Origin of the sequence: Herbihabitans rhizosphaerae (assembly GCF_004216555.1) — a bacterium.
In the GTDB taxonomy this organism is placed as follows: domain Bacteria; phylum Actinomycetota; class Actinomycetes; order Mycobacteriales; family Pseudonocardiaceae; genus Herbihabitans; species Herbihabitans rhizosphaerae.
The window spans coordinates 50,788-64,561 of sequence record NZ_SGWQ01000004.1 but is presented as its reverse complement, the minus strand read 5'-3'; the positions used below and the strand labels follow the sequence as shown (position 1 = coordinate 64,561).

Sequence of the window (13,774 nt, the reverse complement as noted above, 5' to 3'; positions counted from 1 at the left end):
AGATATCGAGGAGACCGCGTGAGCAACCCGAAGCCGGCCTTGACCGACACTCCTGTCGCCGAGGCCACCGCCGACGTCGTGATCGTCGGAACCGTGCAGGGTGGCGACGGGGTCGAGTTGGCGCCGGGCGCCGACACGGTGGACGCGGCCTTCGAGGGTGGTCTGCTCGACGTGCTCTCCTCGCTGGGCGCCAGCGGCAAGGCCGACGAGGTGGTCAAGCTGCCGACGCTGGGCAAACTGCGCGCCCCGGTCGTACTCGCGGTCGGCCTCGGCCGGCCCGGTGACACGGGAACCGTTGCGCCGGAACAGGTTCGGCGCGCCTCCGGTGCCGCGGCCCGCGCGCTGTCCGGCACCAAGCGCGCGCTCAGCACGCTGTCCGAGCAGGACCTGCAGGCCGCGGTCGAGGGCAGCGTGCTCGGCGCGTACGCCTTCACCGAGTACAAGTCCGAGGCAGGCGACGCGCCGCTGGGCAAGATCGACTTCGTGGGCGCCGCGACCAAGGAGAACCGCGCGACGCTGAAGGCCGCGACCGCGATCGCCGAGGCCGTGACCACCGCCCGCGACCTGGTCAACACCCCGCCCAACGACCTGTTCCCCGCCTCGTTCGCCGAGCGCGCGCGCAAGCTCGGCGAGGCCGCCGGCCTCGAGGTCGAGGTGCTCGACGAGAAGGCGCTGCGCAAGGGCGGCTACGGCGGCATCCTCGGCGTCGGCGGCGGCTCCAGCCGTCTGCCGCGCCTGGTTCGCCTGCGCTACAAGGGCTCCAAGGCCACGAAGAAGGTGGCGCTGGTCGGCAAGGGAATCACGTTCGACACCGGCGGCATCTCGATCAAGCCCGCGCCGAACATGGACCACATGACCGGCGACATGGGCGGTGCCGCGGCCGTGGTCGCCGCCGTGGTGCTGGCCGCCAAGCTGAAGTACCCGCTGGAGGTCACCGCGACCGTGCCGATGGCGGAGAACATGCCGTCCGGCGAGGCGTACCGCCCCGGCGACGTGCTCACCATCTACGGCGGCAAGACCGTCGAGGTGCTCAACACCGACGCCGAGGGCCGGCTGATCCTGGCCGACGCGCTGGTGCGCGCCGCGGAGGACGAGCCCGACTACATCATCGACACCGCCACGCTGACCGGCGCGCAGACCGTCGCGCTGGGCAACCGCACGGCCGGCGTGATGGGGACCGACGAGTTCCGCGACCGGGTGGCCGAGATCGCCAGGGCCACCGGCGAGGGCGGCTGGGCCATGCCGCTGCCCGAGGAGCTGCGCGCCGACCTGGACTCGCGGCTGGCCGACCTGGCCAACGTCACCGGTCACCGGTTCGGCGGCATGCTGTCCGCGGGCCTGTTCCTGCGCGAGTTCGTGGCCGAGGACGTGCCGTGGGCGCACATCGACGTGGCGGGGCCGGCGTTCAACACCGGCTCGCCGTGGGGCTACACCAGCAAGGGCGGTACCGGCGTGCCGGTGCGCACCATCGCCGCCGTGCTGGCGGACATCGCCGCCAACGGCTGATCAGCCGAGGGTGGACCCGCCGGTCTCGGTCGCCACTTCGACCGGGCGCAGGCGGGCCACCCGCCGGGCGACCACGACGAGCGTGCCCAGCAGGGTCAGGTCCGCGAGCAGCGCCAGTCGCTGGGCGAGCCCGACCGGCATCACCGTGGACAGCTCGTCGAGCACCGGCACCTCCGGGAACGCGGCGACCAGGTAGGCCAGCGCGAACAGCGCGAGGCACACCAGGCTGATCACGAGCAGGCGGCTGAGCAGCACCCGCAGCCGCTCGATGCCGGGCTGATCTCGCAACTTGTCGATCAGCGAACGGATCGCGCCGGGCAGGCTGAGGAACGCGATCAGGCTCGCGTACTGGTGGATTTCCCCGGACATGGCGTTGCCGCTGGTGCCGTAGCTGGCCGGGAAGATCGCGGCGAGCGCGAGGCCGACCGTCCACGCGCCGAACAGCACGGAGCTGGTGAGGTCCAACGGGACGCCGGCGATGAGCAGCGCGCCGACCACCGCGGCCGAGCCGATGGCCAGCGACAACACGCTCGCCTCGAGGATGCCGGCACCGCGGTCGGTCGCCGTGTAGCTGCTGATCGTGTCCCGTACCGGACTGCGCGAGCTGACCACGTGCAGGACGGCCATCATGAAGGTCGCCCAGCCGAGGGTCGCGGTCGCGGCGACCGTCCATGGCCGAACCCGGGCAGCCGTCACCGGCAATGCCGGGTCGCGCCGCACGTCCATATTGTTCACAACGTCAAGAGTGACGGAAAAACTCCCGGATGTGCTCCGGGAAGAACCCTGATTTCACCCTCTTTGACGAACCCTTGACCCATTTCCGAGCCACCCTCCGGTTGACCATCCACAGTGGACCGCGACTTCTCAGTCCCGGTCGGTCCACGGGCGCAGCCTCGGCCACCACCCCGGCACGGCGCGCCGGTAGCGCTCGTACTCCTCGCCGAAGGTGCGCCGCAGTGTCGGCTCCTCGTAGACGCGCACGAAGGCGACGACCGGAACCAGCACGATCACCGCGTACACCAGCAGCGCCGGCGAACCGAGCAGCGACGCCTGTCCGATGATCGCGGCGAGCACGGCGACGTACATCGGGTTGCGCACGAACCGGTACGGCCCGCGCACGACCAGCCGCGTCGGCGGAGCGATCGGCGCGGGCGTGCCGAGGCCGTCGACGACGAACTTCACGAACGCGTGCACCACCGCCGCGCCGCCGGCCACGATCAGCACGGCGCCGACGATCCGCAGTGCGAGCCATGGCGGCGGGTCGGACATCCGCCAGTCCGTGATCAGCCAGGGCACCAGGCCCGTGACCACCACTGGTGCGACGGCGAAGAAGGCCGCACTGCCGATCGCCGCATGCGCCGTGCGCATCTCGATCACCGCCAAACCGAATCTCAACGTGTGTTGGAATTCCAGCGTGGCGCGGCGTGCGGCGAAAGTCAACAGTTGTTGGCCTACGCTTGTTGGCATGCATGGACCACGGTCCGCGGCGACCAGGGCGGCGATCCTCGACGCGGCGAAGGCGCACTTCGCCGTGCACGGGTACAAGGGCGCGACCATCCGCGCGATCGCCGCCGACGCGCGGATCGACCCGTCGATGGTGATGCGCTACTACGGCAACAAGGCCGACCTGTTCACCGCCGCCGTGGACGTCGACCTGCGCCTGCCCGACTTCACCAAGGTGCCGAGATCCCGGCTCGGCGAGCGGCTCGTGGCACACTTCCTGGAGCGCTGGGAAGGCGAGTCCGGCGGCGACCTGCTCGTACTGCTGCCCCGCGCGGTCGCCGTGGACGACGTGGCCGCCGAGACCATGCGGACGATCTTCAAGCGCCAACTGGTCCCGGCGATCAGCCCGGTGATCGACCGCGAGATCGAGGCGCCCCGGCGCGCAGGACTGATCGCCACCCAGATGCTCGGCCTCGCACTGTGCCGGCACGTGCTGCGCCTGCCGCCGGTCGCGGAACTCGATCACGACGAGCTGGTGCGCCTCATCGGCCCCACGATCCAGCGCTATCTGCGGGGGCTTTGAGCGGGGTCAGTCCTTCTGCTGGCGCTTCATCCGCTCGGTGTACTCGCGCATCCGCTTCGGGTAGCCGACCCGGTTCACCTCGTACACCGGCATGCCGCGCTTGCGCGCGAAGTCCTTCGCGGCGTCCTCGCTCGGCACCCGGCGCCGGGTCCACTCGCCGTCATGCGCGATCAGCACGACCGTCGTGTCGGTCACATTGGTCTTCGGCTCGAGGTAGGCCTCCACACCCTGGCGGGTCGCCGCCCATTCCTCCAGATGCGCCGTGTCCTGCTTGTTCGCCGTACGCAGCGTTCCCGGCTTGCCCTTGCGCTTGCCGCCGGACTTGCGGCGCAGCGAGTCGAACAGACCCACGTCGACCACCTCCTCGTCGCTGCTTCCATCATCCACACACAGGTGTTGATCAGTGACCGCCCACTGTATGGCCACCTCGCAAGCGTGCCCGACGTAGTGACAAGATGATGTGTGGTGGGCACACACCCGGTGCTCACCACTCGAGCACCGGAACCACCGATGTCGCCGCTTCGAGGAGAACCTGTGACCGAAACTTCCGCTGACCTCGTGATCCTGGGTGGCGGATCGGGCGGATACGCCTGCGCCTTCCGAGCGGCCGAACTCGGCCTGTCAGTGATCCTGGTCGAGAAGGACAAACTCGGCGGAACCTGCCTGCACCGCGGCTGCATCCCGACCAAGGCGCTGCTGCACGCCGCCGAGGTGGCCGACAGCGCGCGCGAGGGCGATCAGTTCGGCGTGAAGAGCTCGCTGTCCGGCATCGACATCGCCGGCGTGAACTCCTACAAGGACGGCGTCGTCGGCGGCCTGTACAAGGGCGTGCAGGGCCTCGCCAAAGCGCACAAGGTCAAGATCGTCGAAGGCACCGGCACGCTCGTGTCGGCCGACACGGTCGAGGTGGCCGGCGAGCGCTACACCGCCAAGAACATCGTGCTGGCGACGGGTTCCTACGCCCGGTCGCTGCCCGGGCTGGAGATCGGCGGCCGGATCGTCACCAGCGACCAGGCGCTGCACCTGGACTTCATCCCGCAGAGCGTGATCGTGCTCGGCGGCGGCGTGATCGGCGTCGAGTTCGCCAGCGTGTGGAAGTCCTTCGGCGCCGAGGTGACGATCGTCGAGGCGCTCCCCCGCCTCGTGCCCGCCGAGGACGAGTGGGCCTCCAAGCAGCTCGAGCGCGCGTTCCGCAAGCGCAAGATCGGGTTCAAGACCGGCGTGAAGTTCACCGGCGCCACACAGGGCGACTCCGGCGACTCCGGCGTCTCGGTGACCCTGGACTCCGGCGACACGATCGACGCCGACCTGCTGCTGGTCGCCGTCGGCCGGGGCCCGAACACCCAGGGGTACGGCTACGAGCAGGCCGGCGTCACGCTGGACCGCGGCTTCGTGCCGACCGACGACCGGCTGCGCACCAACGTGCCCGGCGTGTACGCCGTCGGCGACATCGTGCCCGGCCTGCAACTCGCGCACCGAGGGTTCCAGCAGGGGATCTTCGTCGCCGAACAGATCGCCGGCCTCGAGCCGCGCTCGATCGACGAGGCGGGCATTCCGAGGGTCACCTACTGCCGCCCGGAGGTCGCCTCCGTCGGCCTCACCGAGGCGCAGGCCAAGGAGCGCTACGGCGAGATCGAGACCTACACCTACTCGCTTGCCGGCAACGGAAAGAGCCAGATCCTCAAGACCGGCGGCGGCGTGAAGCTGGTCAAGGCCGGGGAAAAGGGTGCCGGCGGACCGGTCGTCGGTGTGACGATGGTCGGCGATCGCGTCGGCGAACTCATCGGCGAGGCACAATTGATCTACAACTGGGAGGCGTTCCCCGAGGATGTCGCTCCGTTGATCCACGCGCACCCGACCCAGACCGAAGCGCTCGGCGAGGCCCTCCTCGCACTCGCCGGCAAGCCGCTGCACGTGCACTAGCGCGGCGTCCCAACAAGCGAGTAGCCACCACCAACAGAGGAGTCAGCAAGACAATGGCGTTCTCCGTCCAGATGCCGGCGCTCGGCGAGAGTGTCACCGAGGGCACGGTCACCCGGTGGCTCAAGCAGGTGGGCGACTCAGTCGAGGTCGACGAGCCGCTGCTGGAGGTGTCCACCGACAAGGTCGACACCGAGATCCCGTCCCCCGCGGCGGGTGTGCTGCAGAAGATCACCGCTGAGGAAGACGCGACCGTCGAGGTCGGCGGCGAGCTCGCGGTGATCGGCGACTCCGCCGACGGTGACGGCGGGAGCAGCGACGGGGGCCAGTCCTCCGGCGGCTCGACCGCCACCGAGGAAGCCCCCGCCGAAGAAGAGGCCCCCGCCGAGGAGCCGGCCGCCCAGGAAACCCCGGCTGCCGAGGAAGAGCCCGAGCCCGCGGCCGAGTCGTCGGACGAGTCCTCCGGTGGCGGCGGCGCGGGCGGCACTCCGGTGACCATGCCCGCGCTGGGCGAGAGTGTCACCGAGGGCACCGTCACCCGGTGGCTCAAGCAGGTCGGCGACACCATCGAGGTCGACGAGCCGCTCCTGGAGGTGTCCACCGACAAGGTCGACACCGAGATCCCGTCACCGGTCGCCGGCACGCTGCTGGAGATCACCGCGGACGAGGACGCGACCGTCGAGGTCGGCGGCCAGCTCGCCGTGGTCGGATCCGGCTCGGCAGCACCCGCCAAGGCCGCGCCCGCCCCGTCCGCGCCGGCCCCGTCCGCGCCGGCCCCGGCCGCGGAGGAGAAGCCCGAGCCGGCCCCCACCGCCGCTGCTGCCCCTGCCGCGCAGGAACCGGCCGTGCAGGAGCCGGAGGCCGACACCAAGGCCGACCGCACGGACGGCAGCACCCCGTACGTGACGCCGCTGGTGCGCAAGCTGGCCGCCGAGCACGACGTCGACCTTGCCGCCGTGCGGGGCACCGGCGTCGGCGGGCGCATCCGCAAGCAGGACGTGCTGGCCGCGGCCGAGGCGGCCAAGGCACCGGCCCCCGCTCCGGCCGCCGCCGCACCGGCAGCAGCGGCCACACCGTCCGCGCCCGCTGCCTCCGCCGCCGCTTCCCCGCAGGCCCAGGCGCTGCGCGGGACCACGGCGAAGCTGCCGAGGCTGCGGCAGATCGTCGCGCAGCGCACCCGCGAGTCGTTGGCCGTCTCCGCGCAGCTGACCCAGCTGTTCGAGGTGGACGTCACCAAGATCGCGCGGCTGCGTCAGCGGGCGAAGGCCAACTTCGAGCAGCGCGAGGGCGTGAAGCTGACCTTCCTGCCGTTCTTCGCCAAGGCGGCCGTCGAGGCGCTCAAGCAGCACCCGGTGATCAACGCCTCGATCGACGAGGAAGCCAAGGAGATCAACTACCACGGTGCCGAGCACCTGGGTATCGCGATCGACACGGAGAAGGGCCTGCTCAACGCGGTGATCCACAACGCGGGCGAGCTGAACCTGTCCGGCCTGTCGCACAAGATCGCCGACCTCGCCGCGCGCGCCCGGTCGAACAAGATCAAGCCGGACGAGCTGGCCGGCGGCACGTTCTCGCTGACCAACCTCGGCAGCAACGGCGCGCTGTCCGACACGCCGATCATCGTGCAGCCGCAGGTGGGCATCCTCGGCGTCGGCTCGGTGGTGAAGCGCCCCGTGGTGATCACCGACGAGAGCGGCGACGACACGATCGCCATCCGCTCGATGGTGTACCTGGCGCTCACCTACGACCACCGCCTGGTGGACGGCGCGGACGCCGGACGGTTCCTGACCACGGTGAAAAACCGCTTGCAGGAGGGCAACTTCGAGGCCGATCTCGGTCTCTAGGCCACACGCCGCGAACGCCGGCCGTCCACTGTGGACGGCCGGCGTTCGTCGTGTCGATCACTACTCCGCGCAGCGAAGTGGATGTTGTTCACCACCCGAACGTGCGTGACGCGCCGTGGTCGGACACGATCGGATCATGCGCATCGTCGTCGCGGGCTCTTCCGGTCTCGTCGGTACCGCACTCGTCCCGGCGCTCCGCGCCGCGGGCCACGAGGTGTTACGGCTGGTCCGCCGGCGGCCGACGGCCGGCGACGAGCGCCAGTGGGACCCGCCGGCCGGCGTGATCGAGCCGCTGGACGGCGTGCACGCCGTGGTCAACCTCTGCGGCGCCAGCGTCGGCGGCAAGCGGTGGAGCCACGCGTACAAGCAGGAACTGCGCGACAGCCGGATCGAGCCGACCGAGGTGATCGCCGCCGCGATCGCCGAGCACGGCGTACCAGTCATGATCAACGCGTCCGGAGCGCACTTCTACGGCGACACCGGTGACACGATCGTGGACGAGGACAGCCCGTCCGGCGGCGGGTTCCTCGCCGCCCTGTGCCGCGACTGGGAGGCCGCCACCGTGCCGGCGGCCGACGCGGGAGCGCGCGTGGTGCTGCTGCGCTCCGGGCACGTGCTGTCCGGCGCGGGTGGCCTGCTCGGCCGGCTGCGCCCGCTGTTCAGGGGAATGCTCGGCGGCACGCTCGGCGGCGGACGCCAGTACATGCCGTGGATCCACATCGACGACCATGTCGCCGCGATCAGGTTCGCCATCGAGCACGAGGTGATCGCGGGGCCGGTGAACGCGTGCGCGCCCGAGTCGGTGTCCAATGTGGACTTCACCCGCGCGTTCGGCCGCGCGTTGGGCCGGCCGGCGCCCTGGTTCGCGCCGAAGATCGCACTGCGGGCGATACTCGGCGACTTCGCCGACGAGGTCGTGATGAGCCAGCGAATGGTGCCGAAGGTGTTGCGGCACAACGACTTCGGCTACCGGTACGGCGATCTCGACGCGGCCATGGCCGCAGCGGTGGCGCGGTGACCAGACTCGCGGCGCGATTGATCGCATCAGGAGCCGCACTGCTCGCCTTCTTCATCGCGCTCGGGATCGCGGTGAACTCGGGCACGGCCGTGGACCGGTTCGTGGCCGACGCGCTGGACGGCCAGTCCGACGGCGTGCTCGGCCGGATCGCCCAGGTCGGCAGCGCGCTGCTGGGGCCGACGCTGGCGATCGCCGCCGCGATCCTGCTGCTCGGCTGGACCGTGCTGGCCTGGCGGCGCGGACAGCGCGAACTGGCCGGCGTGCTGGTGCGCGTGCTGGTGCTGCTCGGGGTGTGCCGCGCGGTGTCGCTGTTCAAGGAGGTGTACGAGCGCGTCCGGCCGCAGGACTACCCCGGCTGGAGCTTCCCGAGCGGGCATGTGGTGTCGGTGGCCGCCGTCGCGGTGACCGCCTGCGTGCTGTGCCGAAGGCTGTGGCCGCACCGGTTCGGCACCGCGGTCGTCGTGTGGTCGTCGGTGGCGATCGCGCTGGCCGCGCTGTGCCGGCTGGTGCTGGACGTGCACTGGCTCACCGACACCGTCGGCGCCACGATCGGCGTGCTCGGAGTCGGCTTGCTCACGTCCGTCGCACTGCGCCTGCTCCCGGCGTAATCTCGCGGCGTGAGCTCCTGTCGTGCCACCGCCGACCCCGTGACCGTCCGGGAACTGGGGACCATCGAGTACACCGCCGCCTGGGAACTGCAGCGCGAGATCGCCGCCACCCGGGCCGACGAGGCCGGACCGGACACGCTGCTGCTGCTGGAGCACCCGTCGGTGTACACCGCCGGCAAGCGCACCGAGGAGCAGGAGCGGCCGACCGACGGCACGCCGGTGATCGACGTCGACCGCGGCGGCAAGATCACCTGGCACGGGCCGGGCCAACTGGTCGGCTATCCGATCGTCAAGCTCGACGATCCGGTGGACGTGGTGGCCTACGTGCGCCGCCTCGAGGAAGCGCTGATCACCGTGTGCGACAAGCTCGGCCTGCGCACCGGTCGGGTCGAGGGGCGCAGCGGCGTGTGGCTCGCGGCCGGCGAGCAGCGCCCGGAACGCAAGATCGCCGCGATCGGCATCCGGGTACAGCGTGGCGTGACCATGCACGGCTTCGAGATCAACTGCGACGCCGACCTGAGCGCGTTCGACCGGATCGTGCCGTGCGGGATCGCCGACGCCGGTGTCACCTCGCTGTCCGAGGAACTGGGGCGGGACGTGCCGGTGGCCGAGGTGCTGCCGCTGGCCCGCGACGCCGTACTCGCGGCGCTGGAGGGCGACCTGCCGATCACCGACCGGTGGGTGTCGCGGGCCGAGCCGGAGAGCCCCGGCGTCACGTTCGCGGTGCGGACCTAGTCGTCCTTCTTGATCCGCAGACCGGTGAGCACCTGGGTGATCGCGTTGGACACTTCCGCACTGGCCTTCTTCGGGTCCGTGGCGTTGGCCAGGAAGGTAGCGCCCGAGGACAGCGCGCCGAACAGCATCCGCGCGGTGACCTCGACCGGTAGCTCGACGATCTCCTTCGCCTCGATCAGACTCTGGATCACCGTCCGGATGAGGCCGTAGCTGAAATGGTCCTCCGCCTCGCGCCAGCGCTCCCAGCCCATCACGACCGGGCCCTCGTGGATCACGATTCGCTGGTACGCGGGTTCGAGGCAGGCCTGCACGTAGGCCTCGACACCGCGCATCGCCCGGTCCCACGGCGAGCCGGGCCCGGCGACGGCGACCTCGCCGAGGCGCTTCAACACCGCCGTCTCCACCGCGCTGAACGCGGCCTCGAACAGCGCCTGCTTGCCGCTGAAGTGGTGGTACAGCGCGCCCTTGGTGACCCGCGCGCGCTTGGTCACGGCATCCAGCGACGTGGCCGCGTAGCCGCGCTTGGTGAACAGCTCTACCGCCGAGTCCACCAATGCCTGTCTGGTGGACTCGGAGTAGTCCGCTCGCCGCGACCGCAATGTCACCACGCTCACAACCGTACGACATACCGCCGGTACGTACCGATGGTACGTTGGCCTTGTCGGACCGTACCGACGGTATGCCGCAAACCGGCGGTATCACCAGAACTGCGGAGGGGAGGCAAGCCATGAGCTGGAACGACTACTACCGACGGCGCGACGCGCTCGACGCCGTCATTCAGCACGCCACCCGCAACCCGGGTGGTGGGCTGCCGTTCGACGAGGTACCAGGGGTTTCCGAGATCTTCAGTGGGCCGGACGAGCTGCTCGCCGCGCTGCACTACCGGTGGACGTTGAAGCTCACCGCGCGTGTCGACATGGCGCTGGCCGAGGCCGACCGCGACTCGTCGATCGACCGGGTCGAAGCGGTGACCGAGGCGTGGCACAAGGCCGCGGACGAGAACTCGGCACTGCGGGCGATCCTGGACACGAACTCCGACCGCGTCGGCGGCACGTTCGGCCGGGCGGTGCGCGCCGAGCAGCGGATGCTCGCGCTGACCGCGGGACTCGCCGAGATCACCGAGCCAGACGAGGAGATCACCCGGGTCGGCGTGGCGTTCAACGCGTTGCTGCACAGCGTGCCGCAGCGGCCCGCCCGACGTCGAAACCCGGTCGAGCAACTGCTGCGTCGGCTCGTGCCCAGCGCCTGATCGGCTCTACGATCTTCGGTATGACGCGCTGGAGCGAGGCCGACATCCCGGACCAGACCGGCAAGACCGTCCTGATCACCGGGGCCAACTCCGGGCTCGGCCTGCGCAGCGCGATCGTGCTGGCCGGCAAGGGCGCGAAGGTGCTGCTCGCCTGCCGGTCGCCCGAGCGCGGCGAGGACGCCGTGCACCAGGTACGTGACATCGGCGGCGAGGCCGAGCTGATCCAGCTCGACCTCGCCGACCTGTCGTCCGTGCGCGCGGCCGCCGCCGAGGTGCGCGACAAGACCGGCGACACGCTGCACGTGCTGATGAACAACGCCGGCGTGATGGCCACCCCGAACCGCAAGACCGCGGACGGGTTCGAGCTGCAGCTGGGCACCAACCACCTCGGGCACGCGGCACTCACCTGGCTGCTCGCGCCCGCGCTGCGTGCCACTCCTGGCGCGCGGGTGGTGACACTGTCCAGCGTCGCGCACCGCGGCGGCGGCTTGGACGTGGACGACCTGAACTTCGAGCGCCGCCGCTACACGTCCGGCAGCGCGTACAGCCAGAGCAAGATGGCCAACCTGCTGTTCGCCTTCGAGCTGGACCGGCGGGCCCGTGCCGCTGAGCTCGACCTGGCCAGCATCGCCGCGCACCCCGGTGTCACCGACACCGAGCTGGCCGCCAACTCGATGCGCTCGCGCGGCACCGGCATGGTCAACAACGTGCTGACCATGGCTTTCGACTTCGGCTACAAAGTGGTCAGCCAGTCGGTCAAGCGCGGCGCGCTCCCCCAGCTCTATGCCGCCACCGTGGCCGACGTGCGGGGTGGCGACTTCATCGGGCCGACCGGGCCTGGAGAGTTCTTCGGCACGCCCGGCCACGTCAAGGCGCGCCGCGCGGCCACCAGCACCGAGCTGGCCGGCACGCTCTGGGACCGCACCGCCGAACTCACCGGGATCACCCCCGACCCGGCGTGACGTGTGAGCCCGGACACTCAGGCCCTGGGCGTAACGTGACAGGCGTGACGGTGACCCCGGAGGGGCGGAAGTTGCTGCGGCTCGAGGTCCGCAACAGCGAGACGCCCATCGAGCGAAAGCCCTCGTGGATCAAGACCCGGGCCAAGATGGGGCCCGAGTACACCGAACTGAAGAGCCTGGTCAAACGCGAAGGCCTGCACACGGTGTGCGAGGAGGCGGGCTGTCCGAACATCTTCGAATGTTGGGAAGACCGCGAGGCGACGTTCCTCATCGGCGGTGACCAGTGCACCCGCCGGTGCGACTTCTGCCAGATCGACACCGGCAAGCCGGCGGCGCTGGACCGCACCGAGCCGCGCAAGGTCGCCGAGTCGGTCCAGGCGATGGGCCTGCGGTACTCCACGGTCACCGGTGTGGCCCGGGACGACCTGGCCGACGGCGGCGCGTGGCTGTACGCCGAGACCGTCCGCCAGATCCACGAGCTGAACCCGGGCACCGGCGTCGAGTTGCTGATCCCGGACTTCAACGCCGACCCCGACCAGCTCGCCGAGGTGTTCGGCTCGCGGCCGGAGGTGCTCGCGCACAACCTGGAGACCGTGCCGCGGATCTTCAAGCGGATCCGGCCGGGATTCCGGTACGAGCGCTCGCTGGACGTGATCACGCGCGCCCGCGAGTTCGGTCTGGTCACCAAGTCCAACCTGATCCTCGGCATGGGCGAGACGCCCGACGAGGTCACCGAGGCGCTGCAGGACCTGCACGACGCCGGCACCGACATCATCACGATCACCCAGTACCTGCGCCCGAGCCTGCGGCACCACCCGATCGACCGCTGGGTGAAGCCGGAGGAGTTCGTGCGGCACAAGGAGTCCGCCGAGAAGATCGGCTTCGCCGGCGTGATGGCCGGGCCGCTGGTGCGCTCGTCGTACCGGGCCGGGCGGCTGTACGCGCAGGCGAAGGCCCACCGCGGCGAGGAGGTGCCGGAGAACCTGCGGCACCTCGTCGAGTCGGGACCGGCACGCCAGGAGATCGGCTCGATCCTCAGCCGCTAGTCTGACCGCGAAATCAGGCCGTAGGGGGATCCGGGCGGGAACCGCAACGTGCGACGCTTCCTCCAACGACCGATGGCTTGACGGTCCGCCGCCGCGTGCGGCGACAACGGGGAGGATCAGACGGTGTCCGTGGTTGCCGATGTGTTGAACTGGCTCAGGGAGCTCCCGCCGGCGGGGGTGACCGCGGCCGCGGGTGTGCTCGTGTTCGGCGAGTGCACGCTCGGGTTGGGGTTCATCGCGCCAGGTGAGACCGGCCTGTTCATCCTCGGCACCACCGTGGACAGCACGCCGAAGTTCCTGATCATGTGGCTGGTCACGTCGATCTGCGCGATCGCCGGCCAGTCCGTCGGGTTCTTCATCGGCAAGTTCTTCGGGCCCAAGATCCGCAAGTCCAAGCTCGTGGAGAAACACGGCGCGAACGGCTGGGACAAGGCCACCGACGTACTGCGCAGGCGCGGCTCGTGGGCCGTGCTGATCGCGATCTTCCTACCGGTGATGCGAACGCTCGTGCCCGCGGCGGCGGGTGCGTCCGGGCTGCCGTTCCGCAAGTTCTTCCCCGCCGTGGCGGTCGGCGCGACGGCGTGGTGCGCCCTGCACATCGGTATCGGCGCCGCCGCCGGTGAGGCCGCCGAGCAGGTGGAGAAGGCGGTCGGCAACGCCAGTTGGATCATCCTCGGCGTGATCGCGGTGCTGGTTATCCTGTTCATCCTGCGCAAGCGGAAGAAGGCCAAGGCCGCCGAGGAGAACGACCAGACGCCCACCGGGGACGCGGCCGACGTCCCCACCGGTGGCGGCGCCGTGGTCGCGGCCACCGCCGCCGGCGAGGAATCCGACCCGAAGTTGAAGCCGACCCCGTAGCC

At 70.5% G+C, this 13,774-nt stretch carries 15 protein-coding genes; 11 read left to right on the top strand and 4 right to left on the bottom strand.

The features are described from left to right. The first annotated feature begins 18 nt into the window (after positions 1 to 18). A complete protein-coding gene (locus EV193_RS13595; RefSeq protein WP_130344479.1) occupies positions 19 to 1,506 on the top strand; it encodes a leucyl aminopeptidase in 1,488 nt (495 codons plus the stop codon). Here EV193_RS13595 and EV193_RS13590 read toward each other — a convergent pair whose 3' ends face one another. Together EV193_RS13590 and EV193_RS13585 are read right to left on the bottom strand one after the other, a co-directional pair. Continuing rightward, positions 1,507 to 2,232, bottom strand: a complete 726-nt coding sequence (locus EV193_RS13590) for a DUF998 domain-containing protein (protein ID WP_130344898.1) — start codon at positions 2,230 to 2,232, stop codon at positions 1,507 to 1,509. A 138-nt stretch (positions 2,233 to 2,370) separates the two neighbouring features. Continuing rightward, entirely contained in the window at positions 2,371 to 2,874 is a 504-nt protein-coding gene (locus tag EV193_RS13585) for a methyltransferase family protein (protein WP_130344478.1), read from the bottom strand. Positions 2,875 to 2,971: 97 nt separating this feature from the next. On the opposite strand from EV193_RS13585, the gene EV193_RS13580 reads away from it, so the two are divergent. After that, positions 2,972 to 3,532 carry a TetR/AcrR family transcriptional regulator gene (locus EV193_RS13580; protein ID WP_130344477.1) on the top strand — a complete coding sequence of 187 codons (561 nt, stop codon included), beginning with the start codon at positions 2,972 to 2,974 and terminating at the stop codon, positions 3,530 to 3,532. A gap of 6 nt (positions 3,533 to 3,538) precedes the next feature. Here the strand turns inward: EV193_RS13580 and EV193_RS13575 are convergent, their stop codons facing one another. Then, on the bottom strand, positions 3,539 to 3,892 hold the full coding sequence (locus tag EV193_RS13575; RefSeq protein WP_130344897.1) for an oxidoreductase: 354 nt from the start codon (positions 3,890 to 3,892) through the stop codon (positions 3,539 to 3,541). Between the two features lie 174 nt (positions 3,893 to 4,066). On the opposite strand from EV193_RS13575, the gene lpdA reads away from it, so the two are divergent. The 5 genes from lpdA (at position 4,067) to lipB (ending at position 9,657) form a co-directional block, all read left to right on the top strand. Beyond that, a complete protein-coding gene (lpdA, locus tag EV193_RS13570; RefSeq protein ID WP_130344476.1) occupies positions 4,067 to 5,455 on the top strand; it encodes a dihydrolipoyl dehydrogenase in 1,389 nt (462 codons plus the stop codon). Positions 5,456 to 5,508: 53 nt separating this feature from the next. Next, a complete protein-coding gene (gene sucB, locus EV193_RS13565) occupies positions 5,509 to 7,296 on the top strand; it encodes a 2-oxoglutarate dehydrogenase, E2 component, dihydrolipoamide succinyltransferase (RefSeq protein WP_130344475.1) in 1,788 nt (595 codons plus the stop codon). Positions 7,297 to 7,432: 136 nt separating this feature from the next. Beyond that, complete coding sequence (locus EV193_RS13560; protein WP_130344474.1) at positions 7,433 to 8,314, top strand: TIGR01777 family oxidoreductase; 882 nt, start codon at positions 7,433 to 7,435, stop codon at positions 8,312 to 8,314. Then, positions 8,311 to 8,922, top strand: a complete 612-nt coding sequence (locus EV193_RS13555; protein WP_242613364.1) for a phosphatase PAP2 family protein — start codon at positions 8,311 to 8,313, stop codon at positions 8,920 to 8,922. The genes EV193_RS13560 and EV193_RS13555 overlap by 4 nt, the downstream gene beginning before the upstream one ends. Before the next feature lie 9 nt (positions 8,923 to 8,931). Further along, a complete protein-coding gene (lipB, locus tag EV193_RS13550; RefSeq protein ID WP_130344473.1) occupies positions 8,932 to 9,657 on the top strand; it encodes a lipoyl(octanoyl) transferase LipB in 726 nt (241 codons plus the stop codon). Here lipB and EV193_RS13545 read toward each other — a convergent pair. Next, the gene (locus EV193_RS13545; RefSeq protein ID WP_130344895.1) at positions 9,654 to 10,256 is read right to left on the bottom strand and encodes a TetR/AcrR family transcriptional regulator; all 603 of its coding nucleotides are present in this window, start codon (positions 10,254 to 10,256) and stop codon (positions 9,654 to 9,656) included. The genes lipB and EV193_RS13545 overlap by 4 nt on opposite strands. Before the next feature lie 128 nt (positions 10,257 to 10,384). On the opposite strand from EV193_RS13545, the gene EV193_RS13540 reads away from it, so the two are divergent. The 4 genes from EV193_RS13540 to EV193_RS13525 all read left to right on the top strand — a co-directional run bounded on the left by EV193_RS13540 (position 10,385) and on the right by EV193_RS13525 (position 13,772). Then, positions 10,385 to 10,906: a hypothetical protein gene (locus EV193_RS13540; protein ID WP_130344472.1), complete on the top strand. Its 522-nt coding sequence runs from the start codon at positions 10,385 to 10,387 to the stop codon at positions 10,904 to 10,906. A gap of 20 nt (positions 10,907 to 10,926) precedes the next feature. Next, a complete protein-coding gene (locus EV193_RS13535; RefSeq protein WP_130344471.1) occupies positions 10,927 to 11,868 on the top strand; it encodes an oxidoreductase in 942 nt (313 codons plus the stop codon). 44 nt (positions 11,869 to 11,912) lie between these two features. Then, positions 11,913 to 12,914 carry a lipoyl synthase gene (gene lipA, locus EV193_RS13530; protein WP_130344470.1) on the top strand — a complete coding sequence of 334 codons (1,002 nt, stop codon included), beginning with the start codon at positions 11,913 to 11,915 and terminating at the stop codon, positions 12,912 to 12,914. 123 nt (positions 12,915 to 13,037) lie between these two features. Then, on the top strand, positions 13,038 to 13,772 hold the full coding sequence (locus EV193_RS13525; protein ID WP_130344469.1) for a DedA family protein: 735 nt from the start codon (positions 13,038 to 13,040) through the stop codon (positions 13,770 to 13,772). The last annotated feature ends 2 nt before the right edge of the window (positions 13,773 to 13,774 follow it).

Excerpts from the sequence above, each read along its gene's own strand:
- EV193_RS13535 (WP_130344471.1), top strand. The coding sequence starts at position 10,927 with ATGACGCGCTGGAGCGAGGCCGACATCCCGGACCAGACCGGCAAGACC.
- EV193_RS13580 (WP_130344477.1), top strand. The coding sequence starts at position 2,972 with ATGCATGGACCACGGTCCGCGGCGACCAGGGCGGCGATCCTCGACGCG.
- EV193_RS13560 (WP_130344474.1), top strand. The coding sequence starts at position 7,433 with ATGCGCATCGTCGTCGCGGGCTCTTCCGGTCTCGTCGGTACCGCACTC.
- sucB (WP_130344475.1), top strand. The coding sequence starts at position 5,509 with ATGGCGTTCTCCGTCCAGATGCCGGCGCTCGGCGAGAGTGTCACCGAG.
- EV193_RS13540 (WP_130344472.1), top strand. The coding sequence starts at position 10,385 with ATGAGCTGGAACGACTACTACCGACGGCGCGACGCGCTCGACGCCGTC.
- EV193_RS13590 (WP_130344898.1), bottom strand. The coding sequence starts at position 2,232 with ATGGACGTGCGGCGCGACCCGGCATTGCCGGTGACGGCTGCCCGGGTT.
- EV193_RS13585 (WP_130344478.1), bottom strand. The coding sequence starts at position 2,874 with ATGCGCACGGCGCATGCGGCGATCGGCAGTGCGGCCTTCTTCGCCGTC.